This window comes from Ruegeria sp. G5, assembly GCF_056533365.1.
Map to the genome: position 1 here is coordinate 306,216 of NZ_JBQFOK010000003.1, position 25,864 is coordinate 332,079.

The window sequence follows — 25,864 nt, forward strand, 5'->3', positions numbered from 1 at the left end:
AAGCGCCAGCGACCTGAAATTTAATCTGAGTCTGCCTGTTCAGGCCGACCGATGCTTGGTGCCGCTACTTTCCAAATACGATGCACTTTGCCGAACCGAGCCCTGCGAGGGGCGTAACTGCTGAGACCGAGGATGAAATGACTAAACCGCAGGGCCGTCTGACCGGAAAGAAAGCGCTGATCACTGCAGCGGGGCAGGGGATAGGCCGCGCCAGTGTCGAGAAGTACGTGGCGGAAGGTGCCGAGGTTATCGCTTGTGACATCAACGATGCAACGCTGTCGGAACTGACCGAGATCGAAGGCGTCACCGCATTGAAGCTCGATGTTACCGACGCAGATGCCGTGGCCCGGGCAATCGCGGACGCTGGAACGCTGGATGTGCTTTTCAATTGTGCTGGGTTTGTCGGCGCGGGCTCGATCCTTGACTGCGATGATGATCAGTGGGACTTCAGCTTTGAGCTGAACGTGAAAGCCATGTACCGCCTGGCCAAGCTGGTGTTACCCGGGATGCTGAGCAACGGGGGTGGCTCGATCATCAACATGTCGTCGGTCGCGTCCTCGATAAAAGGTGTTCCGAACCGTTTCTCGTACTGCGCATCCAAGGCAGCCGTGATCGGTCTGACCAAATCCATCGCATCCGATTTCATCACTCAAGGCATTCGGTGCAATGCTATCTGCCCCGGAACGGTAGACAGCCCCAGCCTGCACGATCGGTTGCGCGCAACTGGCGATTACGATCAGGCATTACAGGATTTTATCGCGCGTCAACCCATGGGACGGATCGGGCGCGCAGACGAAATTGCTGCACTGGCCGTGTATCTGGCTAGTGATGAAACGGCTTTTACAACAGGGCAGACCTTCGCAATCGATGGCGGTTGGACGGTTTGATCAGGGGGAATTGACATGAAACTCTTACGCTTCGGTCCGGCGGGACAAGAAAAACCAGGTCTTTTGGATGATGACGGTACAATCAGAGACCTTTCCGATGTTGTCAGCGATATCGCCGGAGAAGTGTTGTCGGACTCTGGCCTGGACGCATTGCGTGCGCTTGATGTGACGACCTTGCCTTTGGTCGAAGGCTCGCCGCGGATTGGCGCATGCGTGGGTCAGGTGGGAAAGTTCATTTGCATTGGCCTGAACTATGCAGATCACGCGGCCGAAAGCGGTATGGAGCTTCCGGCTGAGCCCGTGATTTTTTTCAAAGCGACGTCCGCCATTACCGGCCCTAATGATACGGTTGAAATACCGCGCGGGTCGGTCAAGACCGACTGGGAAGTTGAACTGGGCGTGGTGATCGGAAAACACGCCAAATACGTGTCTCCAGACGAAGCGCTTGACCATGTTGCGGGCTATTGTGTTGTAAACGACCTGTCTGAGCGTGACTTTCAGCTTCACCGCTCGGGCCAGTGGGTCAAAGGCAAGTCAGCGGACACATTTGGACCGATTGGTCCTTGGTTGGTTACGCGCGACGAAATCGCGGACCCCCAGAACTTGCCGATGTATCTTGAGGTCAACGGGCACCGTTATCAGGACGGGTCGACCAAGACGATGCATTTTGACGTGGCGACCGTCATCTCGCATCTGTCGCAATTTATGTCGTTGCAACCCGGCGATGTGATTTCAACCGGTACACCTCCGGGCGTTGGGATGGGGCAAACTCCTCAGACCTACTTGAAACCCGGCGACAAGATGGAGTTGGGGATCGAAGGCCTTGGTGTACAGCGCCAGACAGTGGAGGCCAGCGCATGACCCGTATCACCGGAATACGAACCGAAGACTTGCGCTTTCCAACATCGGACAGTTTGGACGGGTCGGATGCAATGAACCCTGATCCTGATTACTCAGCCGCTTATGTCGTGCTTGAGACAGATGGCGCGCATGAGGGGCATGGACTGACCTTTACCATCGGTCGAGGAAACGAGATTTGCGTCGCTGCGACTAAGGCGCTGGGGGCCTTGGTCAAAGGGCTGGAGCTTGACTGGATCACCGAGGACATGGGGCGATTCTGGCGCCATATTACTGGCGATAGCCAGTTGCGTTGGATCGGGCCGGACAAGGGCGCGATTCATCTGGCAACCGGGGCAGTGGTGAACGCCGCATGGGATCTGTGGGCGAAAGAGGCGGGTAAACCCGTCTGGCAACTGGTTAGTGAAATGACCCCGGAAGAGATCGTGCGTCTTATCGATTTCCGATATCTCACGGACGCAATCACACCGGATGAGGCGCTGGAAATGCTGCGCGCCGCGGCACCGGGCAAAGCCGACCGGATCGCCACGCTGAAGGCCGAAGGGTATCCGTGCTACACAACCTCTGCCGGGTGGTTGGGCTATCCCGACGACAAGCTGCGCCGCCTTTGCCAAGAAGCAAAAGATGCTGGTTTCACGCACACCAAGTTCAAAGTTGGTCGCGATCTGGATGACGACATCCGACGTCTGACGATTGCCCGCGAAGTGTTGGGCGACGACATGAACATCATGATCGACGCCAACCAGGTGTGGGAGGTCGATCAGGCGATAGAGTGGGTCAATGCCCTGTCCTTTGCACGGCCATTCTTTATCGAGGAACCCACCAGCCCCGACGACGTTTTCGGCCACAAGGCCATTCGTGAAGGTGTGGCACCAGTCAAGGTCGCCACAGGCGAAATGTGCCAGAACCGGATCATGTTCAAGCAGTTCATCAAGGAAGGCGCGATCGACATTGTTCAGATTGACAGCTGCCGGATGGGTGGGCTGAACGAAGTGCTGGCTGTGATGCTGATGGCCGCGAAATACGACCTGCCGGTCTGGCCCCATGCCGGGGGTGTGGGTCTGTGCGAATACGTCCAGCATATGTCGATGATCGACTACATTGCGATCTCGGGCGAGAAGGACAGCAAGCGGATCGAATATGTCGATCATCTGCATGAGCATTTCGTCGATCCCTGCGTCGTCAAGAACGGTGCCTACATGGCACCAACGCAGCCCGGCTTTTCGATTGAAATCAAACCCGAAACACTCAGAGATTTCCGCTTTCCAAGGCAACTGGCAGCGGAATAACCCCGACTGTCCGACCGGGCTCAAGAAACCGGCGGACGAGCATCTATCAACCTGGAGGACAATAAGATGTTGAATTTTGGAAAAACGGCCTTTGGGGCCGCCTGTATTGTTGCGCTCAGCGCAACCGCTGGTCTGGCGCAAGAGACGCTGAGATTTGGCCACGTCTACGAGGCTTCGACGCCGTATCACGCGGCCGCCCTAAGAGCAGCTGAGTTGCTGGAAGAAAAGACCGACGGGCGTTACAAGATGGAGGTTTTCCCAGCCTCGCAACTGGGTAAAGAAGCTGCGCTGAACGAAGCGCTGTCTCTGGGCACGGTTGACGCGATCTATACCGGCGTTGCGTTCCTGGGTCAGTCATATGGTCCGATCAGCATCTCGGATTATCCGTTTACCATGCGGTCTTATGATCACTGGAAAGCCTATGTGAATTCGGACCTGTTCTCTGAGATGGCCGATGAGTACAAGAATATCTCGGGCAACACGATTGCGACCATGACCTATTATGGCGCCCGCCACGTCACCTCGAACAAGCCGATCCTTTCACCGGGTGACATGGAAGGTCTGAAAATCCGTACGCCGAACGCACCGGCCTATCAGATGTTCCCGGAAGCCACTGGTGCAAACCCGACGCCGATGGCGTTTGCCGAAGTGTATCTGGCCCTTCAGCAAGGTGTTGTGGACGCACAGGAAAACCCGCTGCCGACCATCCAGTTCAAAAAGTTCTATGAGGTGCAGTCGAACATCAACCTGACTGGCCACATCACGAACTCGCTGGCTGTTGTGGTGTCACCTGTTACACTGGGTAAGATGGGCGATGATGGTCAGGCGCTGATCGACGCGCTGGCCGAGGCCGCGTCGGCGACATCAGACGAAATCGTACAGTCTGAGGCCGAGCTGGCCGATTGGTTCCGTGAGCAGGGCGTAACCGTGAACGAAGTGGACCGCGCACCCTTTATGGCCGCTGTTGCACCTCTGCTGAGCAGCGACGCTGTTCCGTGGGACGCTGAGACGTTCGAGCGCCTGCAAGCGATTCAGGAATAAGCCAACCAGCCGGACCCGGTGCCAAACCGGGGCCGGCATCTGTCAAGAAGGTGTGCCCCAATGGCCCAGACCGACGCCCCGCCCGAGATCGATTTCGACGCATTGGCCGCAGAAGACGATGCGCATTTCCAAAACTATCGCATCACAGTGCCAGATTACGGATTACTTGCGTTGTTCGCCCTGTTGTTCGGCGTCGTGTTCTTACAGTTTTTCACGCGCTATGTGCTGAACGATTCCATCGCTTGGACCGAAGAGGCTGCACGCTACCTTTTGATCTTGCTAGGTTTTGCCGGAGCGATCCGTTGTCAAGCCGTAGGCAGCCATATCTTGTTGGAGTTCGTCGACAAATACTACGGTCGCAAACTGGGTTGGGTGCATCTCTTCGCGCTGGTCGCGACATTTGTTTTGTTTGCCGTGATCATCTGGTCGGCATTTGAATTGATCCAACGGACCTCTTTCCAACAAATGGTCTCGTTACCTTTCCCGAAATACTATCTGCATATAGCCGTTTTGATCCTGGCCATCGGCAATCTGGGCGTGGTCGCCTACCAGATCTTTTCTCGACTGAAACAATTGGCACAAGGTGGCGACACATGGGCCTGATCATTCTATTTGTTTCGCTGTTCGGCCTCATGCTTCTGCGGGTTCCGATCGCGTTTTCGCTGGCTTTGTCGTCCTTTGCTTACATCCTTCATTCTGGACTGCCGCCAGTTCTGTTGATGCACAACATGGTCAACGGCATGGATAGCTTTCCGCTGCTGGCTATCCCGTTCTTCATTCTGGCCGGAGCGCTGATGAATTCCGCGGGGATCACCGCGCGGATCTTCGGATTTGCCCGCGCCATTGTCGGCTGGATGCATGGCGGGCTGGGTCATGTGAACGTGGGCGCCAGTATTATCTTTGCCGGGATGTCCGGCGCGGCGGTCGCCGATGCGGGTGGCCTTGGCGCGATTGAGATCAAGGCCATGCGCGAGGCAGGCTATGACGATGATTTCAGCGTCGGCGTAACTGCGGCCTCGTCCACCATCGGACCGATCATTCCACCGTCTTTGCCTTTGGTTATCTTTGGAGTCATGGCTTCGGTCTCCATCGGGAAACTGTTCGTTGCCGGGATCGTGCCGGGCCTTTTGATGGCTGTAGCCTTGTCCGCCATGATCTGGTGGATGTCGCGGACACGCAACTATCCGCGCGATGTCAGCTTTAGCCCCTCGGTCATCGCGACCCGGTTCAAGGCGGCTTTCCTTCCGCTTATGACTCCGGTCATCATCGTGGGAGGCATTGTATCGGGTGCCTTCACCCCGACAGAGGCTGCGATTGGGGCCGCAGCCTATGCCCTGATCCTTGGTACGTTGGTCTACCGGACCCTCACCGTTCGGAAACTGGCCGTGATCTCACTCGAAACAATCGAAACGACGGCGGCGATCATGATGATCGTGGGGGCCGCTTCGGTCTTTGCCTGGATTCTGACCGCCAATCAGGTTGCAGCGCATTTTGCCGAATTCGTGTTGTCCTTCACCGACAGCAAAGCCGTTGTCTTGTTGCTGATTATGGCGGTTGTCTTGGTCGTTGGCCTGTTCATGGAGACAATCGCCGCGATCTCAATCCTTGTTCCCGTGCTGATGCCGGTTGCTGCACAATTCGGCATCGATCCGGTGCATCTGGGCATCATCGTGATCCTCAATTTGATGCTTGGGCTTTTGACCCCACCTGTGGGGATGGTGCTGTTCGTCCTGTCCCGTGTTTCCAAAGTACCGTTCGAACAATGCGTACGTGCAACGTTGCCGTTTTTGGTTCCCTTGCTGGGTGTTCTTTTGTTGCTGACCTTTGTGCCTTCGCTGGTCCTTTGGTTGCCCAATTTGCTGTACGGATCATAGAATCGGTTAAACCGGGTCATGCTGAGTGCAAGCTATGACCCGGTTGAAATGCAGTTCGGGACAAACGAATCCGGTACGATTCGACAGCAATCTCCGCAGCCCTCATTTTCCCAACAAGCAGCGCCTTGGGCCGATCTCCTGTTTTATCAGCAGACACTGCCTGTTTCGCGGGCGTGCCTTGAAAATTTCGGTTTAGATTCCGAAAAACCCCCATCAATTCGTTGACAACGATTTTCCAAAAATGCAACCAATTACATATTGGTTGTAAATAAAGGTTGCAATCTGTGCTCAAGCAAAGCTCCAGCACTGATAGCGGCGCGGAGGCCGCGATCCTGAAGCTATCGGCGTTCAGTCTGTCGTTTCACGGCCAGCCCGCGCCGGCGGTGGACAGTTTGGACCTCGCTGTGGCAGCGGGCGAGACGCTGTGCATTGTGGGCGAATCCGGGTGCGGTAAATCAGTGACGGCGATGGCGTTGATGGGATTGCTGCCGCGCGACATCATCGACATCCCTTCGGGGCAGTTGCAGTTCGAGGACCGCACCTATGATCTGCGCACCGAGCAGGTCGACGCTGAAACGCGGGGCGACCGGATGGCGATGATCTTTCAGGAGCCTATGACCTCGCTCAACCCGGCGTTCAAGGTCGGCGATCAGATCACCGAGGCCGTCTTACATCATCGCAACTGCAGTCGGGCTGAGGCGGACGCAAGCGCGCTTGCCATGCTGCGCCGCGTTAGCATCCCGGCCCCGGAACAGCGTTTGAACGAATATCCGCATCAGCTTTCGGGTGGTATGCGGCAACGGGTGATGATCGCGATGGCGCTGATCAACAACCCGTCGCTGCTGATCGCGGATGAGCCGACAACGGCGTTGGACGTAACCATTCAGGCGCAGATTTTGGACCTGATCCGGGAACTTCAGGCGGAAACCGGAATGGGCGCGGTGTTCATCACCCATGATCTTGGTGTGGTTGCCGAGATCGCGACCAATGTGGCCGTAATGTATGGCGGTCAGATCGTTGAAAGCGGCCCGGTGGATGCGGTGTTCGACGATCCTCAGCACCCTTATACGATTGGCCTCATGAGCTCGGTCCCGCGGATGACCGGCGCGCGGGATCGGCTGATCACCGTGCCGGGGACGGTGCCGTCACTGGCCAATATGCCGAAAGGGTGCCGGTTTCGCACGCGCTGCCCCTTTGCGACAGATGACTGCGCCGAACGTCCAACCCTTTCGGAGATAGGGCAGGGGGCGCATGCCGTAGCTTGCCACTATGCCCCGCTGGAACAGCTCAAGGGGGTCCGATGCGCGATGTAATCCTTGAGGCACGGAACCTCACCCGTCATTTCAGGCTGGGCGCAGGGCTGTTCGAACGCAAGACGGTTGTGCGCGCGGTTGATGGGGTGTCCTTGTCGGTGCGCAAGGGCGAGACCTTTGCCATCGTCGGGGAATCCGGCTGCGGGAAATCCACGCTTGCCCGCCTGCTGATGCGTCTGGATCGCCCGACCTCCGGTCAGGTTCTGTTTGACGGACAAGAGGTTCAGGACCTCGCCCGCCGTGACATGGCACCGCTGCGCCAGAAAATGCAGTTCGTGTTCCAGGACCCGTTTTCCTCGCTCAACCCGCGCATGACCGTAGGCAAACTGGTTGGTGAACCGCTGGAGGTCCACGCGCCCGAACTGGACGAGGGCGCGCGCCGTCAGAAAGTGGCCGCGCTGTTGGCGCAGGTCGGGCTGTTGCCGGACCACGCAAACCGTTACCCGCACGAATTCTCGGGCGGCCAAAGGCAGCGGATCGGGATCGCCCGCGCGCTGGCCTCAGGACCGGAGCTGTTGATCGGGGACGAACCCGTCTCGGCGCTGGATGTGTCGGTTCAGGCGCAGGTGGTCAATCTGCTGAACGATCTGAAACAGGATCTGGACCTGACGCTGGTGATCATCGCCCATGATCTGGCCGTGATCCGACATATGAGCGACCGCATCGCGGTGATGTATCTGGGACAGGTGGTCGAAACCGGCCCCGCCGAGCAAGTGTTCGAAGCGCCGCGCCACCCGTATACCCACGCGCTTTTGTCAGCGATCCCGGAACCAGAACCGGGTCGCGCGCGGGATCACATGGCGCTGAAGGGGGAAACGCCCAGCCCGTCTTCTCCGCCGTCAGGGTGCCGGTTCCATACGCGTTGCCCCTTTGCGCAGGATGATTGCCGGGCGCAGGCCCCGGTTCTGGACGATGCGGGCGGGGATCATCACGTCGCCTGCCATCACTGGAAAACCATACCAGAGGCCGGAAAACCGGTCCCGCCACGGCGTCGCAGCGCCGGAGCAGAAGAGCGGTTCGCGCTGTATCGCGCGGCTGTCCAATCTTCGCAGAATTCTGCCGAAAACAGAGAGGAAACATTATGAACGTCTTGAAAACCGGACTGATAGCCGGATTGCTAGGTGCCACGGCATTATCCGCCCAGGCCGCCGATCTGCGCATTGCCCTGCAATCGGATGCCGATGTGCTGGACCCTGATCAGTCGCGTACTTTCGTGGGGCGGATCGTCTATGCCTCGATGTGCGACAAGCTGGTCGACATCACCCCTGATCTGGAACTGATCCCGCAGCTGGCGACCGGATGGGAGTGGAGCGAGGATGGCAAATCCCTGACCATGACCCTGCGCGAGGGCGTGGTGTTTCATGATGGCACGCCGTTCAACGCGCAAGCCGTGGCCGACAATATCGACCGTTCACAAAACCTTGAAGAATCGCGCCGCAAGTCCGAGTTGAAATCGGTCACCGGTGTGGATGTGGTGGATGACTATACCGTCCGCTTCAACATGGCTGCACCCGATGCGACCCTTCTGGCACAATTCGCCGACCGGTCGGGCATGATGGTGTCCCCCACCGCAGCCAAGGCCGCAGGTGCCGATTTCGGCCTGAACCCGGTCTGCTCCGGCCCGTTCAAGTTCAAGGAACGCGTGGCGCAGGACCGGATCGCGCTGGAACGGTTCCCGGATTATTGGAACGCGGATGAAATCCACTTTGACAGCGTCACCTTCCTGCCGATCCCGGACACAACCGTGCGCCTAGCCAACCTGCAATCGGGTGACATTGATATGCTGGAGCGTCTGGCCGCGACCGATCTGACGCAGGCCGAAGGCGATGGCGGCATCAATGTCGAACGCGCCGTTTCGCTTGGATATCAGGGCATTACCATCAATGTGAACAATGGCGACAAGGGCGACAACCCTTGGGGCAATGACAAACGTTTGCGTCAGGCCCTCAGCTATGCGTTGGACCGCGATGCAATCAACCAGGTCGTGTTCGAAGGGGCCTTTGCGCCGGGCAACCAACCTTTCCCGCCGACCTCACCCTGGTATGACGCCGATCACCCGGTGCCTGCGCGTGATGTGGAAAAGGCCAAGGCCTTGTTGGCCGAAGCGGGCTTCCCCGATGGGATCGACCTTGAAGTTCAGGTGCCAAACACCACCGTTCCGCTGCAGCTGATGCAGGTGGTGCAGGCCATGGCCGCCGAGGCCGGGATCAGAATTGAGATCACGTCCAAGGAATTCGCCACCCTGCTGGCGGACCAAAGCGCCGGTGACTATCAGGCCAGCCAGATCGGATGGTCAGGTCGCGTCGATCCCGATGGCAATATCCACCAGTTCATGACCACTGGCGGCGGCATCAACGACAGCCACTATTCCGACCCGAAAGTGGATGAGATGCTGAACAACGCCCGCGCCTCGACGGATTTCGAGGTACGCAAGGCGGACTATGACGCGGCGCGGGACATTCTCGCCCAGGATATGCCGATCGTTTACCTCTATCACCAGACATGGATCTGGGCACTTGATGATGGCCTCAAAGGCTTCACCCCTTACCCCGACGGGATGATCCGTCTGGAAGGCGTGACGCTGGAGAAATAAGCCACTCACGGCCCGCCCGGACCTCCAGCCGGGCGGGTTCCTTATTCCGAAAGCCCTGATCCCATGCTGTCTTTCATCCTGCGTCGCATTCTGATTGCGATCCCGACGATCCTGCTGATCTCGATCTTCGTGTTCAGCCTGCAAAAGCTGCTGCCCGGCGACCCGGTCCTTGCAATGGCAGGCGAGGAGCGGGATCCCGAAGTGCTGGAATTCCTGCGTGAGAAATATCGCCTGAACGATCCGATCCCGGTGCAATACCTGACATGGGTGGGCAATGCATTGCAGGGCGATCTGGGGATATCGCTGCGCACCAATCAGCCGGTGACCGAGCTGATTGCGGAAAAGCTACCGGTGACCATTCAGCTTGCGGTAATGGCGATCCTGTTTGCGCTGGTGATCGGGATACCCGCTGGCATTTTGTCGGCGGTCAAGAAAGGCACGATCACGGATTACGTCGCCAACATTGTAGCTTTGTCCGGGCTGTCGATTCCGAATTTCTGGCTGGGGATCATGCTGATCCTGCTGGTGTCGGTGAAACTCGACCTGTTGCCCGCCTCGGGCTATGTGCCGTTGTCCGAGGACCCAGTAAAGTCGATAACTACAATGCTGATGCCCGCTTTTGTGCTGGGAACCGCGCTGGCCGCGACGCTGATGCGGCATACGCGATCAGCGATGCTGGGCGTGCTGAAATCTGATTATGTGCGCACGGCCCGTGCCAAGGGTCTGTATGAACGCCGCGTGGTGCTGAAACACGCCTTTCGCAATGCGCTGACCCCGATTGTCACGCTGACCGCGCTGCTGTTCGGTGAACTGATTGCAGGCGCCGTTCTGACCGAGCAAATCTTTACCATCCCCGGCTTCGGCAAGATGGTCGTCGATGCGGTGTTTAACCGTGACTATGCCGTGGTGCAGGGCATCGTTCTGGTCACGGCCGTGGGGTTCATTGTAATGAACCTGCTGGCGGATGTGGCCTATGTGCTGCTGAACCCCCGTCTGAGGACTGCCTGATATGGCTTTGGCTGATCCCATCCTCGCGCGGCGTCCCGAAAACCGGGTCTGGAAGAAATTCCGCACCCACAAAAGCGCCATGCTGGGCGGTTTTCTGGTCACGTTCTTCGTGCTGATCGCCCTGCTGGCCCCGATCCTGCCCGTGCCCGATCCGGCAGCGACCGACTGGGGCGCGGTGCGCAAACCACCGACCGCCGCGCATCCGTTTGGCACGGATGAGATCGGGCGGGACGTGCTGTCGCGCATGATCTGGGGGGCGCAGGCATCCTTGCTGGCGGGTGTGGTGTCGGTTGGAATTGCCGTCCTGTTGGGTGTTCCGCTGGGCATCATTGCAGGCTATTTCGGCGGCTGGATCGACGCCATCATCTCACGCTGTACCGAGGCGCTGCTGGCCGCGCCCTTCCTGATCCTCGCCATCGCTCTGGCGGCGTTTCTGGGCCCGTCGCTGACCAATGCGATGATCGCGATTGGGCTTTCGGCGACACCGATCTTCATCCGCCTCACTCGGGGGCAAGTTTTATCGGTGCGGGCCGAAGACTATGTGACATCGGCACGTGCCATCGGCTTGCCAACCTCGAAAATCCTCAGCCGATATATCTTCCCTAATGTGCTGCCGCCCGTTTTGGTGCAGGCGACTCTGACCATCGCCACCGCCATCATTGCCGAGGCGTCGCTGTCCTTTCTCGGCCTTGGCCAGCAACCGCCAGCGCCAAGCTGGGGATCAATGCTGAACACCGCCAAGAACTTCCTCAACCAAGCGCCCTGGATGGCCATGTGGCCGGGCATCGCGATCTTCCTCGTGGTGCTGGGGTTCAACCTTTTGGGCGACGGGCTGCGCGATGCGCTGGACCCGCGCGAACATTGATTTCGGAGAGCTACCATGACTGAATTCACCACCCGCCCCGAGATCCGAGGCACTTTTGGCGTCGTCACCTCGACCCACTGGATCGCCTCGGCTGTGGGGTTCGGTATTCTGGAAAAGGGCGGCAACGCCTTTGACGCTGCCGTTGCCACCGCGATGACCCTGCAAGTGGTCGAGCCGCATCTGAACGGCCCCGCAGGCGACATGCCAGCCATTTTCCACTCGGCCAAGACCGGTAAAACGCAGGTGCTGTGCGCGCAAGGCCCCGCACCCGCAGCGGCAACGATTGAGCATTACACCAGGCTGGGCCTGAACCTGATCCCCGGCTCGGGCTTGTTGGCAACGGTGATCCCCGGAGCCTTCGACGGCTGGATGCTGATGCTGCGCGATCACGGGCAACTGCCGCTGCGCGAGGTGATGGAACCCGCCATCGCCTATGCCCGCGACGGCCACCCGGTTCTGCCGCGCGTGGCACACACGATCGACGGTCTGTCTGATTTCTTTGAGGACGAATGGCCCACATCCGCCGAAACATGGATGCCGGATGGCAAAGCCCCTGAGCCGCACAGCAACTTTGCCAACCCCGCGCTGGCGGCGACCTATGAGCGGCTTGTGACAGATGCCGAGGCCGCCCATGAGGATCGTGCAGATCAGATCGACGCCGCCCGCCGGGCGTGGCGCGAAGGGTTCGTGGCCGACCGCATCTTTGACTATCTGGCCGATGCCAAGGTCATGGATGTTTCCGGCCAGCGGAACGCCGGTGTCATGACGCGCGCGGATATGGCCGATTGGCAGGCGACCTATGAGGACACGTTGACCTATGACTATCACGGCTGGACCGTCCACAAGACCCACGCCTGGAGCCAAGGTCCGGTTTTGTTGCAGGCGCTGGCGATCCTTAAGGGTATCGACCTTGGATCAATGGACCCCAACGGGGCCGAGTTTGTCCATACGGTGATCGAGGCGATGAAGCTCGCCTATGCGGATCGTGAGGCCTATTACGGCGATCCCGATCACAGCGACATTCCGATGGAGTATCTGTTGAGCGACGCCTACGCGGCCGAACGGCGCGCGCTGATCACTGCGGATGCCTCGCAGGATCAACGCCCGGGCCGGGTGCCGGGATATGTACATCTGGCCGACGCCTATATCGCCCGTGCGGCGCGCGATTTCTCGGCCAGAACCGGGGCCAGTGCGGGGGAACCCACCATGTCGCACCTGTCCGAGAAACGCGGCGACACCGTGCATCTGGACGTGATCGACCGTTGGGGCAACATGGTGGCCGCGACACCCTCGGGCGGGTGGCTGCAAAGCTCGCCGGTCATTCCGGGGCTGGGCTTTCCGCTGAATAGCCGGGCACAGATGTTCTGGTTGGAGCCGGGCCTGCCAACCTCTCTGGCTCCGGGGCGCAGACCGCGCACAACACTGACGCCCAGTTTGGCGGAAAAGGACGGGGTGCAGCTGGTGTTTGGCACCCCCGGTGGCGATCAGCAGGATCAGTGGCAACTGATCTGGTTTCTGCGCTTTGTGCATTTCGGACTAGGTTTGCAGGAATGCATGGACGCGCCGCTGTTTCATTCGATGCATTTTCAGGGCTCGTTCTATCCCCGCGCAGCTGCCCCCGGTGAGATGATGATCGAAGCGAGCTTTGGCGAAACCGTGATCGAAGATTTGCGCGCGCGTGGCCACAAAGTCACCGTGGCCGAGCCTTGGACGGTTGGCCGTCTGACCGCCGCTTTGCGCGAAAAGGACGGAACCTTGCGCGCGGCAGCGACGCCGCGATTGATGCAGGCTTATGCGGTGGGGCGGTGACATGACCTATTCCCTGATTGCCAAAGACCCCGAAACCGGCGCCATCGGTCTGATCGTGGCCAGTCGTTTTTTTGCATGTGGGGCGCGGGTGCCCTGTGTTGGCGCGCGCAGTGCGATTGCGTCTCAGGCGTTTTCAAACCCGGTTTGGGGGACCGAAGGGTTGAAACGTCTGGAGGCAGGCGAAGCAGCCCAGGATGTTCTCGATGACCTTGTGCGGCGTGATGAGGGGCGCGCCGCACGCCAAGCGCATCTGATGGACAGCCAAGGGCGCTTCGCCGCCTTTACCGGCGAGGATTGCATCGACTGGGCCGGGCATCGGGTCGGCGATGAACACTCGGTTGCGGGCAATATGCTAGCGGGGCCGGACGTGGTGGATGCCACCTTTGAAACCTATGCCGCCGAGACCGCGCTGCCCTTTCCCGAACGCCTGATGACCGCGATGGAGGCGGGCGAGCGCGCAGGCGGGGACAAGCGCGGCAAGCAGGCCGCCGGTGTGGTCATCCATAGGGGCCAGTCGCATGCGTGGCTGGACATGCGCAGCGACGATCACGCCGATCCGTTGGCCGAGCTGCGGCGGCTCTATGACGTTGCCGGGGAACGGTATCTGCATTTCGTCGAGGCGATGCCCAGCGAGCAGAATTTTTCAGGCAACCCCGACCGGAGCGCACTGGATGCAGCGATTGCGGCGGCTGAGGCCAAACGAAAGGCCGAGGGGCGGGTCAGCCGCTCGCTGGCCAGTGATCCCGCGTGATGCATGAGCGGGATTGATCTTTCAACCCTTGCGACCCTGATCGCCATCGCCGGTGCCGCCGGAGTATTCGGCGGCATTCTAGCCGGTCTGCTGGGGGTTGGCGGCGGCATCGTCATCGTACCCGCCTTGTACTTCGCCCTGTCTCTGACCGGCAGCGATCCGGCGCTGACCATGCAGGTCGCAGTTGGGACCTCTCTGGCCACGATCGTGTTCACCTCGCTGTCCTCCAGCTGGGGGCACTACAAGCGTGGGGCGCTGGACATGGCACTGCTTAAACGCTGGGCCCCGGCCATTCTGGTCGGCGTCGTTATCGGCGGCATATTAGGTGGTGTGGTCAGCGGCTATATTCTGGTTGCGGTCTTCGCCACGGTTGCTGCGCTGGTGGCGCTGGACATGATCTTTCGCAAACCCGGCAATGCCGACAAGCCGCGCAACTTTTCGCCCCGCGTCTGGGCTGCAACCGGCGTGTTTGCCGGGGCGATATCGGCGATGATGGGCATCGGCGGTGGCACGGTTTGTGTGCCGGTTCTGAACTTTCTGGGCTATGACATACGCCGCGCGGTGGGAACCTCGGCCGCTATCGGGTTTGTCATCGGCCTGCCGGGCGCGCTGATCTATGCAGCGACGGGGCTAGGGCAAACTGGCCTGCCGCCTTTCTCGGCAGGTTACGTGAATCTGATCGCGGCGGCACTGATCATTCCGCTGACCACCAGCTTTGCCCATGTGGGGGTTCGCATTGCTCATACGATCTCGCAACGTGCATTGCGCCTTGCGTTTGGTGGGTTCCTGATGCTTACGTCCCTTCGCATGTTTTACGACCTGATCGGAGCGTTCTGACCTTGGAGACCTGCCCTACAGATACCGAGCTGACAGCGGCCCTGCGCACGGGGATCGACACTGGTGATTTCGTGAAGAACGGCAAACTGCTGCCTGAACGTGCGCTGGCCGAGGCGCTGGCCGTGACCCGCGCCCGCATGCGCCGGATTTTAGATCAGCTCGAGGAAGACGGAACCGTGTTTCGCAGACACGGGCAGGGCACCTTTGTGTCGCCGCCACCTGCCGTGGGTGCCAGCCCGTTCCGTTCTGTCGCGGCTAAGGTGATGCCGCGCGATGTCATGGAGGTGCGGTTAGAGATTGAACCTGCTTTGGCGGCTCTGGCTGCGCAGCGTGCAACGACCAGAGAGTTGCGCACGCTGGAGCAGCTTATGCGCGCCACATTAGACGCTGCTGACACGCAGGCTTATGGCGTTGCAGATGATGTGTTCCACTACAAGATCGCCGAACTGGCCCATAACCCGCTGTTCCTGACGGTGTATGATTCAATCCGAGCCGTGCGCAAGCAATCGGCCTGGACCCAACAGCGTGAAACACACTATTCGCCGGCGACTCTGGTGCGTCTGGGCGAGCAGCATGAACAGTTGTTCAGCACAATCTCTGCACGCGATAGTCAGGCGGCTGCTGAGGTCATGCAAACACATTTGTTATCGGTTTCGAATGCGATGCTGCGGGATCGGACCTATGGTCACGCCGCCAGCCTGACCGAAGGGTAAGTCGCCCCGTTAAAACGTTTTGAAGCAGGTTTGAGAGACGAAAATGCCCCCTCTTTTCAACAGTTTCCGTCTTCGGGATGTGACGTTCAAAAACCGCATCGCTGTTTCACCCATGAGCCAGTACCGTGCAAAAGAAGGCCGGGCAAACGACTGGCACCTTGTGCATTTGGGGCGGTTCGCAATGGGTGGGGCCGCACTGGTCTATGCCGAGGCCACTGCCGTCACCCGCAACGGCCGCCGCACGCCTGGCGATCTGGGCCTGTGGGATGACAGTCAGATCGAACCGCTGGCGCGCATCAGCGCTTTTATCGAACAGGAAGGCGCAGTTCCCGGTATCCAACTCAGCCATGCGGGCCGTAAAGCATCCGAGCGGCGCCCATGGCACGGGGAAACCCCACTGGATGAAGTGGATGCCCGCGATCGCAACGAAGAGGCGTGGCACGCCATCGCTCCCTCGGCGTTGCCCTACGCCGATGGTTGGCCCACCCCGCGCGAGATGACCGAAGAGGATATCGAGTCCGTCATCTATGCCTTTGGTGCCGCTGCCGCGCGCGCGCACCGCGCGGGGTTCAAAATGATCGAAATCTATGCCGCTCATGGTTTTCTGGTGCACCAGTTTCTATCGCCCATCACCAATCAAAGGCAGGACAGATGGGGGGGCAGTGCAGAAAACCGGATGCGTTTTGCTGTCGAGGTCGCCCGTGCGATCCGCCGGAATTGGCCCGAAGACTTGCCACTTGCATTCAGACTGTCCGCAACCGATTGGCTTGACGCAGGTCTGACCGTCGACGACACGGGCGAAATCGCCAAGGCGCTAAAAGCTGCAGGTGTGGATATGATCGATTGCAGTTCGGGCGGGATCGGGGGCAAGGAACGGCCGCAGCGTATGACCATCGCTCAGGGCTTCCAAGTTCCCTTTGCTGCGCAGGTACGGGCTCAGGCAGACATGCCCACTATGGCAGTTGGGTTCCTTTGGGACGCAAGTCTGTGCAATGCGGTGATCGAAAATGGGGATGCAGATATGGTCGCTCTTGCGCGGGAATTGCTGGATGATCCCAACTGGCCTTTGCACGCTGCAGCGCATCTGGGTGAAGGCGCTGACCATGCGCTTTGGCCAATCGAAGCAGGTTGGTGGTTGATGAAACGTGACCGGTTACTGTCCAAACTCGGGTTGCGTTCGGATTGATACTCGGCGCGGCACCCGGCCGTCACTCAAAAGGAGGCGAATATGGCGACCCTCTATCACGCTCCACTCACATGTTCGCTCGCCGCCCGGTTCGCGGCGGCTGAGGGAGAGGTCGATCTGGATCTTGTGCTGGTAAACCTAGCGACCCGCAAAACAGAGTCAGGAGGATCGCTCTACGATATCAACCCTCTGGGTCAGGTCGCGGTTTTGGATGTTGATGACGGATCGAGGCTGACCGAGACCTCAACCGTTCTGACCTGGATTCAAACGCACTCGCTTGTAGATGGCTTTCGGATTGCGCCCACTGATCCAAAATACTTTCAGATGCTGCGCTGGTTGGCTTTCTGCGCCACCGAACTGCACAAAGGTTTGTTTCGCGTCGTTTTTTATCAGGAGGCGACGGATGAGGTGAAACAACTTGTTCGAGGTTTGATGCCCTCACGTTTCCAATTACTCGATACACACCTAAAGGATCGGGAATACCTGCTCGGGGATAGTTTTTCAGCCGCTGACGCCTATCTGGCGTGGTTCTTCGTCCTGTCAGGATATGCGAAGGTCGATCATACAGAGTTCCCGCACCTGGAGGCTTACCGCCAACGTGTCTTGAGCCGCAAGTCGATTGCTACGTTGATTGAGGATGACAAGAGGCTGGATCGAGAGCTGCGGCAAAACCTTTTTACGCGTTAGCATGACAGGTCCGTCAGCGCGGACGGCAAATGTCAGAAGAAACTAAACTGCGCTATCGGCGTTCGTAGGAATGCTTTGCCGGCGGGCTTCGCCGGGTGTGACTGCATACCATTTGCGAAATGATCTATGGAACGCGCTGGGTTCGGAATAGCCGACAAGGCGGGCGACTTCTCGGATTGGCAGCGTTGTGGATTTCAGAAGATGGGTTGCGTAGTCGCGGCGTCGCTCTTCTTTGATCCGCCGGATGGTAAGCCCTTCCTCGCGCAAACGGCGGTGTAAGGTCGAGCGCGACAGGCGCAGTTGCTGTGCAATTTTGGAAGTTGGCGGCCATTCATGGTAGGGGCCAGTCAGACAGCTTTCTTGGATTTGCGCCTTCAGGCCAAGGATAGGGCGGTATCCTGACAAAATAGCCTCGGGCGTTGTGCGCAAGAAAGCCTTTAGCGATGCCTCACTGCGTTGAACCGGGCGGTTAAGATAATCGGCATCAAACGAAATCGACGCTTTTGGCGCTCCAAACCGAACGGGTCTGCCGAAAAAGTCACCATAGTCGTTGAGGGCGCAAGGTGCGGGGCAGGGGAACGCGACGGACCGAAGAGGAATGCGTTCACGCACCAGCCAACAGTTCAAGCCATGCAAAATCAGGAAGAAAGCCCGGTATGCGAATGCCGAACGCGGTCCGTTTTCTTCTTGAAGGATGACGTGGCAAAGTCCGTCCTGTATGCGTAGTGTCCCAAAGGGCTCGCCCAGTACCACTTTCAAAAAGCGCAACGCGCGACGCAGGGCCACGTCAAAGGTACGCGCCCCTCTGACCGCATGACCCATTAATGTGAACGAACCCGGCGCCATCGGACGCTCGGCGAGGCCAAAAAACTCGTCGCCCATTCGCTCAGATAAACCCAGCCAAATATGTGCAAATTCATTGGGTTGCAGCATGTTCAAATTGGCCTCGGACAAGTTCAAGTCGGACAGAAGCGCGCGCATGTCGATACCGGCGCGCGCGCCGCTTTCCATCACTTCATCCACAAAAACTCGGGCGATTGGTGATATGGCTTTTTGTCTCATGATTTTGACATTTAATGGCATTGAGTGCCAAAATTGCAAGAACTACGCTCGCTGAAAGCTGGGCTAAAATGGACCTTTGGTTCCTGATCGAAAGTCCCCGGCCATAAGTGCCTAAACGCAGAAGCACCGAGCCCGTTTTCTGGTCAATGCATGCTTTTGAGTTGCGGAGGGAAACGGCAGTATGTTGGGTTTCGATCATATCGACCGCAGTTACGAAGCGGCGCGGCGCGACTTCAGGATCGACATACCCGAGACCTTCAATTTCGCATTTGACGTTTTGGATGCGCGCGCCCGCGAAGCTGACAAGGATGCTCTGCTTTTCATTGATGTGGCGGCGGGCACGCGGCAAACGATCCGCTATTCAGATTTGGCGGACAGTTCTGCCAGGTTTGCAAAAGCTCTCATGGCTATGGGGCTGAAACGCGGCGATGCCGCCTGTGTGGTCATTGGTCGCCAACCAGAGTGGCACAAAGTGCTGTTCGGTTGCATGAAGGCAGGGGTTATCTCGATGCCCGGCACCAATTTGCTGACCGCCAAGGACATTGCCTACCGCATAAACCAGGCCGGGGCGAAAGCCGTAATAGTCTCGCCTATGCATGTCGAAAAGGTTGTAGCGATCCGGCATCAATGCCCGACGCTGCAGCACCTGATTGTTGTAGGTCCTGCCCCGGCAGGTTGGTTGTCATTCGAGGAACTATGCACGGAACAGCCCGGAGGTCTGAACGCCGCTGACCTTCCGACTTTTGCGGCGACAGAAACGATGATGATCTACTTCACGTCGGGCACGACAGCCTTGCCAAAGATGGTGCCTCGGGATTTCGGATATGCATTGGCGCACGCAGCAACTGGGCTGTTTTGGATGGACCTGAGGCAAGATGATCTGCATTGGACGCTGACGGATACGGGCTGGGCCAAAGCGGCTTGGGGGATGCTGTTTCCTCAGGTGCTATTGGGCTGTACGACGGTCCTTTATGATGCACCAGGAATGGACGTCGAGGCGCATCTGAAGGTAATCGGCGAACTGGGTGTCACAACCTTTTGCGCGCCGCCAACTGTCTATCGGCTGTTTGCTCAACAGGACCTGACACAATACGACCTGAGCTCTTTAAGGCGTTGTTTGGGCGCGGGCGAGCCCTTGAACCCAGAAGTAATTCGGTATTGGCGGGATCACACCGGGACGGTCATCGCTGACGGGTATGGTCAGACAGAGACTGTCAATATCGTGGGAAATTTCCCCGACATTGAAACGCGTAGTGGGTCCATGGGTAAACCGGTGCCCGGCTATGATGTGGATGTTGTCGATGACGACGGTAACGTTTTGCCAGATGATGAAGTTGGCCACATTGCCATCCGAACGACCGATAGATGGCCCGCTGGTCTGTTTCATGGATACTTGCGGGATGGGGAATTGGCTACCGAACCATTCCGCAACGGGTGGTACTATACTGGCGATACCGCCTCGCGCGACCGTGACGGATATCTATGGTTTGTAGGTCGTTCTGACGATCTGATATCCTCTGCCGGGTATCGGATCAGCCCTTTCGAGGTTGAAAGCGCGCTATTGGAACACAGCGCAGTTGCGGAAAGCGCGGTTGTCGGTGTGCCAGATGAAACCCGTGGACAACGGGTAAAGGCATTCATTGTGCTTGCAAGTGAATTTGAAGCGTCGGACGATCTTAAGAAAGAAATTCAGGAGTTCTGTAAAAACCAAACAGCGCCCTACAAATACCCGCGTGACATTTCGTTCGTAGAAACCTTGCCCAAGACGATCTCGGGCAAAATCAGACGTGTAGAGCTGAGGGAGACATAAAATTCTGGCGCATGCCGCCGATCAATTAGCATTGCCGAAATGGGAGGAAGCAATGAATTCATTTCTAACGAAGGTCGCCGTGTCAGCGGTTGGCGCATTGGCGTTTTCATCACCCGCGTTTGCGCAATCTGCCGCCGATCTGGTTGCCGACACATCCACACCGGGTGACGTCCTGGTTTATGGGATGGGATACGACCAAAAGCGTTTCAGCGCACTCGATAAGATCAACACCGACAACGTGTCAAAGTTAACACCTGTTTGGGCCTATAGCCTTGGCGACACGCGGGGGCAGGAAAGCTTTCCGTTGATCAAGGACGGAGTAATGTACGCCACCACTCACTCTTCTACATTTGCATTGGAAGCCGCTACAGGTAAGCAAATCTGGAAAACATCTGTTGAATACCCTGCCGAAGCCCCTCGGGTTGCCTGCTGCGGTATCGTGAACCGGGGCGTGGCCATGTTGGATGGTGTATTGTTCCGCACAACGCTTGACGCGCATGTAGTCGCAATGGACGCGGCAACAGGTGAAGAGATCTGGCGCACCAAGTCGATTGACTACAAGCAAGGCTATTCGTTCACTCTGGCACCTTTGTTGGCGGATGGTGTTCTGATCGTCGGGATTTCCGGCGGGGAATACGGGATCCGCGGCTACATCGAAGGGTATGACCCCAAGACGGGCGAACAGCTTTGGCGGACCTATACTGTCCCGGAACCGGGTCAGCCCGGCAGTGAAACCTGGCCAGAGGGTGATGCCTGGCAGCGAGGCGGTGGCCCGGGTTGGCTCACAGGTTCATACGACCCCGAACTCAACCTCGTTTATTGGGGCGTCGGCAATGCTGCGTCGTGGAACGCACAGTTGCGGCCGGGTGATAACCTTTACACGTCATCTATCATTGCGATGGATCCGAAGTCAGGTGAAATCCAGTGGCATTACCAGACATCGCCCAATGACCCTTTCGACCACGATGGAACAAATGAGCTGGTATTGGCTGAACAGGATGGCCGCAAGGTTCTGATGCAAGCCAGCCGCAACGGGTTCTACTATGTGATCGACAGAACCAATGGTGATTTGATCGCGGCCAACCCGTTTGTTGACAAAGTGACATGGGCCGAAAAGATCGACTTGGAAACAGGTCGCCCCGTATACACCGATGTCTACGAAAAGGCCGTCACAGGCGAAGAGACCCAGTATTGGCCATCGGCATTTGGGGGCAAAAACTGGGCGCCCGTTTCTTATCACCCCGACATGAACACCGTGTTCGTCAACACCTTCAACGTAGGTATGAACTACAAGGCCGTTGAGCCGAAATACCGTGCCGGTGTGTTCTATTTCGGGGCGGAGTTTTCGTGGGCGTGGCCTGAAGGACCGCGCGGGGACCTGCGTGCGATTGATCCGATGACTGGTGAGGCCAAGTGGAAAGTACCCAGTGATATTCCACGCAATGCCGGGGTGCTTTCAACTGGTGGCGGCGTGGTGTTTACCGGCGCGCAAACCGGTGAGTTCGAAGCGTTTGACGCAGAAACCGGCGAACTTCTTTGGTCCTTCAACACAGGTTCGGGCATTATTGGCCAGCCGGTGACATGGGAAATGGATGGTCAGCAATACGTATCGGTCCTGAATGGATCGGGTGGTGTCTATCCGCTGTTCTCGGGCGATGAGCGGTTGGCCAACACACCCGCAGGCGGGTCGGTCTGGACCTTTGCAATTCCAAAATGAGGACAATCATGAGCTTTTCGAAGCCTCTTTTGGCGCTGGCCCTGTGTGCGGGGCCAGCTTTCGCCGAAGAACAGCATCCGGACTTCGAGGTCGGGTTAGAAGCCTACGAGTTTTTCTGTTCTAAATGTCATGGAAAGGACATGGTCAATCCGGGCGTCGCCTCTTTTGACCTTCGCCGCTTTCCTCAGGATGACAAAGAGCGGTTCTACAGCTCGGTCAACGATGGCAAAGGCGACATGCCCGCATGGGGCGACGTAATCTATCCCGAAGAGCTTGATGCGCTTTGGGTTTATGTCGCCACGCGCGGTGGTACCGAACCGTTTCCTGAGGACACAAAAAAAAACTAAGTCAGACGGTTGATCCCCATGATCTGGTGAATCCGGGGTACCTGACTGCTTGTTTGGCGCGTAATGCCGGGGCGATCTCGGGGTTACGCGCCGATGGCGGCACAGGGATCGACTTTCGGTTGAGCGAGGCACTGGCGGCAAAGCTGGGGTTACCTCTTTCGGTTTTGTGGTTTGAAAACGAACCCAGTGAGGAAAACGACCCTGTCCTAGAGGTCTTCGCGATGTTGGCGCATGGTCTGTGTGACATGGTGCCATCGCATCCACTCTACCAACCAGCTATTGGTGCACCTCCGGCGGAAACAGGACCACTGCCGCGTTGGTTGGGTATGCCTGAAGTTATAGATGCCGAAACGCAACGCCCAATCGCGGCGCATCTGCCGCATGTCGCGCTTGAGCCGATCTCAGTGACAAAGCCGTATATGCGTGCCGAAATCGGATTGGTCTACGCAGAGCATTCGCCAGAACCCAAAGACCTAGGGGATTTGGCAGGCCGAAAAGTGGCGTATCAGCAGGGCACATTATCCGGTTCGATTTTGCTAACCAACGTACCCGAAATTGCATCTGGGGCGCAGACCTTCAACCCTGGCCCGAAATTCCTATGGAACTTGGAGTCCGGGACTGTCGATGTAGCGATTGTCGATGTTGCGGCTTATGACCACCATTTGAAGCACAACAAGATCAGTAAGTTAAAGCTCGCCGAATGGCGTCATCCATTAGGGATGGATATCGGTATTTCGGTATTGGAACGCCAAGAAGACCTGCTCGCGGCACTTAACGCGGGACTTAGCGAGTTATTCCAGTCAGGTGAAATTGAAGCCATGGCATTGGACGAACAAGTCACCTACACAACGCCGAATTTTGAGGGGCCTCACCCCCCGTTTTCTCTGAAAGACCTGTTCTCCGCGCGGCGACAGTGACGTTCGGTTTGAAACGGCCGCGTGGTTTTTTGGAACGATGAATGTCCCCAAGTGCCGGATAACCAATCTGCAGTTTTGCCAAGATTCTGAGGTTTAACAGGCCAAGGAAAGATACTACCCAGCTTGTTTCACCGCCACGACGGCAAACTCGGAATGCTGTTCCGAAAATGGTCGCCCCGATACGTTCATGTAAGTATCCTCGATCTTGAATCCGGCGTCTAAAAGCTCTTTGCCAAGGCTCTGCGGAGAAAAGTACTGTAACCAGTTGTAAACTGTCTCATCTTCACAGTTCTCCGGAAAGACTGTGTACTTGTCCAAGACGACGGCGTCGGCATCGTATTTGAAGGTGTTGACGAAGCAATAGTAGTCTTCCTCGCACCAGAAATGGTTCAGTTGGTTCTTTTCATAAAAGCTGACCTCATTTCTTTCAGCGTATGCAGCCATCGAGTAGACGTCTAAAAGAACGGCGCCTCCTTCCTTCAGAAGGTCACGGAACTTGGTCAACAAGAGTGCGCGTTGTCCAGGACTAAGGGCGCAGAAATCGCACATGATAATAGTGATTAGATCGAAGCGATCGGTTGTTTCGTAGTTAAGGTAATCTACCTGAACGTATTCGATATCTTTCTTCGCTTGATCCGCCTGATGCTGCGCGAACCGGATGGAGTTTCCCGAGAAATCCAGACCCGTGACATGTGCCCCTGAATTCGCAAACCGGGACGTGTACAAGCCTGGTCCGCAGCCAAAATCGCAAACGGATTTCCCTGGTGCTAGTTGAAACTTTTCGGTGATCCACGCAGAAGACTGTTCGATAAACTGCATATTTCTCGAAGAGACGTCGATGGTTTCATTCAGATGAAAGGACAGCATCTGTTTTGACCGGTGCTCGTCGACCCAGAGCGCGTCGGCGGTGTACACGCTGAAGACCTCAGGTCTGGTGTTTATTTCTTCGAGTCTTTTGAACATGAGTTTTTGCTTCTCCACTTCAGCGAGTTTGGAGGTCTGGAAAGCTGCGTGCAACGTAAATCCTTTTGCTGGTTTCATGTTGCAATGAAATAAATTTCAATCAAAATAAAAAATTGCAAATAGGTGTTGACGATCTGCTGAACGCCTCCTTAAAACTAGCGTTATGCAATAAGAAGCATAAAGTGAAATTTCTTGCACTTGCTGTGTTGGAGGGACAATATGCGGCAAGAGCAGGAGCATTCTGCTGGGAGGAAATCCATGAAATTCAAGAAAACCAGTACGCTGGTTGCGTCTGCTGCTTTGTCCGTAGCTGCCATAACAGCACCAGCCCAGGCCGATGGCATCATGTGCGAGCCGGGCGAAACCTATATCATGAACGTCATGGTCTCGGGTCACCCCTATTGGGTGCCGGTCTATCAGGGCTTTAAACAGGCGGCTGAGGCGTTTGGTTGTGAGACCGTGTTCTCGGGCACTCCGGATTATGACATCACCAAGCAGATCGCCTCGTTCGAGCAGGATTTGGTGAAACAGCCCGCCGGTGTTCTGCTGCATCCGATGCAGTCTGACCCGTTCATCGAGCCGATCAACCGCGCCATCGACAACGGCACCGAAATCGTGACTTTTGCCGCCGACAGTCCGAATTCCAATCGCACCGGCTATATCACGTCGGACAATCACGCCGAGGCGAAGTTCGCGGCGGAAGAGATCGTCAAGCAGGTGGGTGACAGCGCCGAATACGCGGTTCTGGAAAACCCCGGCCAGTCGAACCATGACCTGCGCGTGACCTCGCTGATCGCGTATATGGAAGCGAATTATCCGAACATGAAGCTGGTCGGCCGTCAGGCGACAAACCAGGACAGCAACGCCGCCTATCGTGCGACGGCCTCGATCATTCAGGCCAATCCAAATGTGGCCGCGATCTGGATCCCCGAGGCGGGCTCGGCCGAGGGTGCGGTTGCTGCGAAACTTGAGGCCGGATCGGACATCCTGATCATGCATGCGGACGTGACGCCCACCACGCTGGAGCATATCCGCGCGGGCAACATTCACATGTCGCTGAACCCCAATCAGGGCGTGCAGGGCTTCATGGGGTTCATGGCAGTGCATCTGGCCAATCGTTCGGACATCTTTGATCCGTTCAACGACTGGCAGACCAGCGGGTTCAACCCGGTTCAAATTCCGTTCATGGATAATGGCTTTGCCGTCATCACCAAGGACAATGCCGACAGCTTTGACCTGAACGTCTACATGGAAGGCCGCGATCCGGCCTGATCGGGACACTCCCCGACGAACCGCCCGCGTAATGCCAATCCAGAGTGCGGGCGGTTCTGGAAACA

At 57.6% G+C, this 25,864-nt stretch carries 24 protein-coding genes; 22 read left to right on the forward strand and 2 right to left on the reverse strand.

All coding sequences use genetic code 11. The features are described 5' to 3' along the window. Nucleotides 1–137 precede the first annotated feature (137 nt). The 17 genes from ACR0BD_RS07335 to ACR0BD_RS07415 all read left to right on the forward strand — a co-directional run bounded on the left by ACR0BD_RS07335 (nucleotide 138) and on the right by ACR0BD_RS07415 (nucleotide 17,711). Entirely contained in the window at nucleotides 138–887 is a 750-nt protein-coding gene (locus ACR0BD_RS07335) for an SDR family oxidoreductase (RefSeq protein ID WP_480829704.1), read from the forward strand. 15 nt (nucleotides 888–902) lie between these two features. Then, the gene (locus ACR0BD_RS07340; protein ID WP_480696996.1) at nucleotides 903–1,748 is read left to right on the forward strand and encodes a fumarylacetoacetate hydrolase family protein; all 846 of its coding nucleotides are present in this window, start codon (nucleotides 903–905) and stop codon (nucleotides 1,746–1,748) included. After that, the gene (locus ACR0BD_RS07345; RefSeq protein WP_480829706.1) at nucleotides 1,745–3,034 is read left to right on the forward strand and encodes an L-fuconate dehydratase; all 1,290 of its coding nucleotides are present in this window, start codon (nucleotides 1,745–1,747) and stop codon (nucleotides 3,032–3,034) included. Before ACR0BD_RS07340 ends, ACR0BD_RS07345 begins: the two co-directional genes overlap by 4 nt. Nucleotides 3,035–3,100: 66 nt before the next feature. After that, nucleotides 3,101–4,075 carry a sialic acid TRAP transporter substrate-binding protein SiaP gene (locus ACR0BD_RS07350; protein ID WP_480696992.1) on the forward strand — a complete coding sequence of 325 codons (975 nt, stop codon included), beginning with the start codon at nucleotides 3,101–3,103 and terminating at the stop codon, nucleotides 4,073–4,075. A 60-nt stretch (nucleotides 4,076–4,135) separates the two neighbouring features. Next, nucleotides 4,136–4,678 carry a TRAP transporter small permease gene (locus tag ACR0BD_RS07355; protein ID WP_480829708.1) on the forward strand — a complete coding sequence of 181 codons (543 nt, stop codon included), beginning with the start codon at nucleotides 4,136–4,138 and terminating at the stop codon, nucleotides 4,676–4,678. Beyond that, nucleotides 4,669–5,949 (forward strand): TRAP transporter large permease, encoded by a 1,281-nt coding sequence (locus tag ACR0BD_RS07360; RefSeq protein WP_480696988.1) that lies wholly within the window; start codon nucleotides 4,669–4,671, stop codon nucleotides 5,947–5,949. Before ACR0BD_RS07355 ends, ACR0BD_RS07360 begins: the two co-directional genes overlap by 10 nt. Nucleotides 5,950–6,233: 284 nt before the next feature. Continuing rightward, entirely contained in the window at nucleotides 6,234–7,262 is a 1,029-nt protein-coding gene (locus tag ACR0BD_RS07365) for an ABC transporter ATP-binding protein (protein WP_480829710.1), read from the forward strand. Beyond that, a complete protein-coding gene (locus ACR0BD_RS07370; protein ID WP_480829711.1) occupies nucleotides 7,250–8,347 on the forward strand; it encodes an ABC transporter ATP-binding protein in 1,098 nt (365 codons plus the stop codon). The genes ACR0BD_RS07365 and ACR0BD_RS07370 overlap by 13 nt, the downstream gene beginning before the upstream one ends. Further along, the gene (locus tag ACR0BD_RS07375) at nucleotides 8,344–9,855 is read left to right on the forward strand and encodes an ABC transporter substrate-binding protein (RefSeq protein WP_480829712.1); all 1,512 of its coding nucleotides are present in this window, start codon (nucleotides 8,344–8,346) and stop codon (nucleotides 9,853–9,855) included. Before ACR0BD_RS07370 ends, ACR0BD_RS07375 begins: the two co-directional genes overlap by 4 nt. Before the next feature lie 63 nt (nucleotides 9,856–9,918). After that, on the forward strand, nucleotides 9,919–10,863 hold the full coding sequence (locus ACR0BD_RS07380) for an ABC transporter permease (protein ID WP_480829713.1): 945 nt from the start codon (nucleotides 9,919–9,921) through the stop codon (nucleotides 10,861–10,863). A gap of 1 nt (nucleotide 10,864) precedes the next feature. Beyond that, on the forward strand, nucleotides 10,865–11,728 hold the full coding sequence (locus ACR0BD_RS07385) for an ABC transporter permease (protein WP_480696978.1): 864 nt from the start codon (nucleotides 10,865–10,867) through the stop codon (nucleotides 11,726–11,728). Between the two features lie 15 nt (nucleotides 11,729–11,743). Then, nucleotides 11,744–13,537: a gamma-glutamyltransferase family protein gene (locus ACR0BD_RS07390; RefSeq protein WP_480829714.1), complete on the forward strand. Its 1,794-nt coding sequence runs from the start codon at nucleotides 11,744–11,746 to the stop codon at nucleotides 13,535–13,537. A gap of 1 nt (nucleotide 13,538) precedes the next feature. Further along, nucleotides 13,539–14,288 (forward strand): DUF1028 domain-containing protein, encoded by a 750-nt coding sequence (locus ACR0BD_RS07395; protein WP_480829715.1) that lies wholly within the window; start codon nucleotides 13,539–13,541, stop codon nucleotides 14,286–14,288. A 3-nt stretch (nucleotides 14,289–14,291) separates the two neighbouring features. Continuing rightward, the gene (locus ACR0BD_RS07400) at nucleotides 14,292–15,125 is read left to right on the forward strand and encodes a sulfite exporter TauE/SafE family protein (protein WP_480829716.1); all 834 of its coding nucleotides are present in this window, start codon (nucleotides 14,292–14,294) and stop codon (nucleotides 15,123–15,125) included. 2 nt (nucleotides 15,126–15,127) lie between these two features. Next, nucleotides 15,128–15,838 (forward strand): FadR/GntR family transcriptional regulator, encoded by a 711-nt coding sequence (locus ACR0BD_RS07405; protein WP_480829717.1) that lies wholly within the window; start codon nucleotides 15,128–15,130, stop codon nucleotides 15,836–15,838. Nucleotides 15,839–15,881: 43 nt separating this feature from the next. Then, on the forward strand, nucleotides 15,882–17,024 hold the full coding sequence (locus ACR0BD_RS07410) for an NADH:flavin oxidoreductase/NADH oxidase (protein WP_480829719.1): 1,143 nt from the start codon (nucleotides 15,882–15,884) through the stop codon (nucleotides 17,022–17,024). A gap of 42 nt (nucleotides 17,025–17,066) precedes the next feature. Beyond that, entirely contained in the window at nucleotides 17,067–17,711 is a 645-nt protein-coding gene (locus tag ACR0BD_RS07415) for a glutathione binding-like protein (protein ID WP_480829720.1), read from the forward strand. 42 nt (nucleotides 17,712–17,753) lie between these two features. Here the strand turns inward: ACR0BD_RS07415 and ACR0BD_RS07420 are convergent, their stop codons facing one another. Next, entirely contained in the window at nucleotides 17,754–18,773 is a 1,020-nt protein-coding gene (locus ACR0BD_RS07420; protein ID WP_480829721.1) for an AraC family transcriptional regulator, read from the reverse strand. 181 nt (nucleotides 18,774–18,954) lie between these two features. On the opposite strand from ACR0BD_RS07420, the gene ACR0BD_RS07425 reads away from it, so the two are divergent. The 4 genes from ACR0BD_RS07425 to ACR0BD_RS07440 are packed head-to-tail and all read left to right on the forward strand — an operon-like array spanning nucleotide 18,955 to nucleotide 23,564. After that, nucleotides 18,955–20,583, forward strand: coding sequence for an AMP-binding protein (locus ACR0BD_RS07425; protein ID WP_480829722.1), 1,629 nt, complete (start codon nucleotides 18,955–18,957; stop codon nucleotides 20,581–20,583). 52 nt (nucleotides 20,584–20,635) lie between these two features. Beyond that, the gene (locus tag ACR0BD_RS07430; protein ID WP_480829723.1) at nucleotides 20,636–22,300 is read left to right on the forward strand and encodes a PQQ-dependent dehydrogenase, methanol/ethanol family; all 1,665 of its coding nucleotides are present in this window, start codon (nucleotides 20,636–20,638) and stop codon (nucleotides 22,298–22,300) included. Between the two features lie 8 nt (nucleotides 22,301–22,308). Further along, nucleotides 22,309–22,647: a c-type cytochrome gene (locus ACR0BD_RS07435; protein WP_480829725.1), complete on the forward strand. Its 339-nt coding sequence runs from the start codon at nucleotides 22,309–22,311 to the stop codon at nucleotides 22,645–22,647. 53 nt (nucleotides 22,648–22,700) lie between these two features. Beyond that, nucleotides 22,701–23,564, forward strand: a complete 864-nt coding sequence (locus ACR0BD_RS07440) for a substrate-binding periplasmic protein (protein ID WP_480829726.1) — start codon at nucleotides 22,701–22,703, stop codon at nucleotides 23,562–23,564. Between the two features lie 114 nt (nucleotides 23,565–23,678). On the opposite strand, the gene ACR0BD_RS07445 is transcribed toward ACR0BD_RS07440, so the two are convergent. Beyond that, on the reverse strand, nucleotides 23,679–24,605 hold the full coding sequence (locus ACR0BD_RS07445) for a class I SAM-dependent methyltransferase (protein WP_480829727.1): 927 nt from the start codon (nucleotides 24,603–24,605) through the stop codon (nucleotides 23,679–23,681). A gap of 180 nt (nucleotides 24,606–24,785) precedes the next feature. On the opposite strand from ACR0BD_RS07445, the gene ACR0BD_RS07450 reads away from it, so the two are divergent. Continuing rightward, nucleotides 24,786–25,799, forward strand: a complete 1,014-nt coding sequence (locus tag ACR0BD_RS07450) for a substrate-binding domain-containing protein (RefSeq protein WP_480829728.1) — start codon at nucleotides 24,786–24,788, stop codon at nucleotides 25,797–25,799. Nucleotides 25,800–25,864: the final 65 nt, after the last annotated feature.

Excerpts from the sequence above, each read along its gene's own strand:
- ACR0BD_RS07385 (WP_480696978.1), top strand. The coding sequence starts at position 10,865 with ATGGCTTTGGCTGATCCCATCCTCGCGCGGCGTCCCGAAAACCGGGTC.
- ACR0BD_RS07390 (WP_480829714.1), top strand. The coding sequence starts at position 11,744 with ATGACTGAATTCACCACCCGCCCCGAGATCCGAGGCACTTTTGGCGTC.
- ACR0BD_RS07410 (WP_480829719.1), top strand. The coding sequence starts at position 15,882 with ATGCCCCCTCTTTTCAACAGTTTCCGTCTTCGGGATGTGACGTTCAAA.
- ACR0BD_RS07375 (WP_480829712.1), top strand. The coding sequence starts at position 8,344 with ATGAACGTCTTGAAAACCGGACTGATAGCCGGATTGCTAGGTGCCACG.
- ACR0BD_RS07395 (WP_480829715.1), top strand. The coding sequence starts at position 13,539 with ATGACCTATTCCCTGATTGCCAAAGACCCCGAAACCGGCGCCATCGGT.
- ACR0BD_RS07415 (WP_480829720.1), top strand. The coding sequence starts at position 17,067 with ATGGCGACCCTCTATCACGCTCCACTCACATGTTCGCTCGCCGCCCGG.
- ACR0BD_RS07370 (WP_480829711.1), top strand. The coding sequence starts at position 7,250 with ATGCGCGATGTAATCCTTGAGGCACGGAACCTCACCCGTCATTTCAGG.
- ACR0BD_RS07360 (WP_480696988.1), top strand. The coding sequence starts at position 4,669 with ATGGGCCTGATCATTCTATTTGTTTCGCTGTTCGGCCTCATGCTTCTG.
- ACR0BD_RS07340 (WP_480696996.1), top strand. The coding sequence starts at position 903 with ATGAAACTCTTACGCTTCGGTCCGGCGGGACAAGAAAAACCAGGTCTT.
- ACR0BD_RS07430 (WP_480829723.1), top strand. The coding sequence starts at position 20,636 with ATGAATTCATTTCTAACGAAGGTCGCCGTGTCAGCGGTTGGCGCATTG.
- ACR0BD_RS07450 (WP_480829728.1), top strand. The coding sequence starts at position 24,786 with ATGAAATTCAAGAAAACCAGTACGCTGGTTGCGTCTGCTGCTTTGTCC.
- ACR0BD_RS07335 (WP_480829704.1), top strand. The coding sequence starts at position 138 with ATGACTAAACCGCAGGGCCGTCTGACCGGAAAGAAAGCGCTGATCACT.
- ACR0BD_RS07445 (WP_480829727.1), bottom strand. The coding sequence starts at position 24,605 with ATGAAACCAGCAAAAGGATTTACGTTGCACGCAGCTTTCCAGACCTCC.
- ACR0BD_RS07345 (WP_480829706.1), top strand. The coding sequence starts at position 1,745 with ATGACCCGTATCACCGGAATACGAACCGAAGACTTGCGCTTTCCAACA.
- ACR0BD_RS07350 (WP_480696992.1), top strand. The coding sequence starts at position 3,101 with ATGTTGAATTTTGGAAAAACGGCCTTTGGGGCCGCCTGTATTGTTGCG.
- ACR0BD_RS07380 (WP_480829713.1), top strand. The coding sequence starts at position 9,919 with ATGCTGTCTTTCATCCTGCGTCGCATTCTGATTGCGATCCCGACGATC.
- ACR0BD_RS07420 (WP_480829721.1), bottom strand. The coding sequence starts at position 18,773 with ATGAGACAAAAAGCCATATCACCAATCGCCCGAGTTTTTGTGGATGAA.
- ACR0BD_RS07435 (WP_480829725.1), top strand. The coding sequence starts at position 22,309 with ATGAGCTTTTCGAAGCCTCTTTTGGCGCTGGCCCTGTGTGCGGGGCCA.
- ACR0BD_RS07400 (WP_480829716.1), top strand. The coding sequence starts at position 14,292 with ATGAGCGGGATTGATCTTTCAACCCTTGCGACCCTGATCGCCATCGCC.
- ACR0BD_RS07355 (WP_480829708.1), top strand. The coding sequence starts at position 4,136 with ATGGCCCAGACCGACGCCCCGCCCGAGATCGATTTCGACGCATTGGCC.
- ACR0BD_RS07425 (WP_480829722.1), top strand. The coding sequence starts at position 18,955 with ATGTTGGGTTTCGATCATATCGACCGCAGTTACGAAGCGGCGCGGCGC.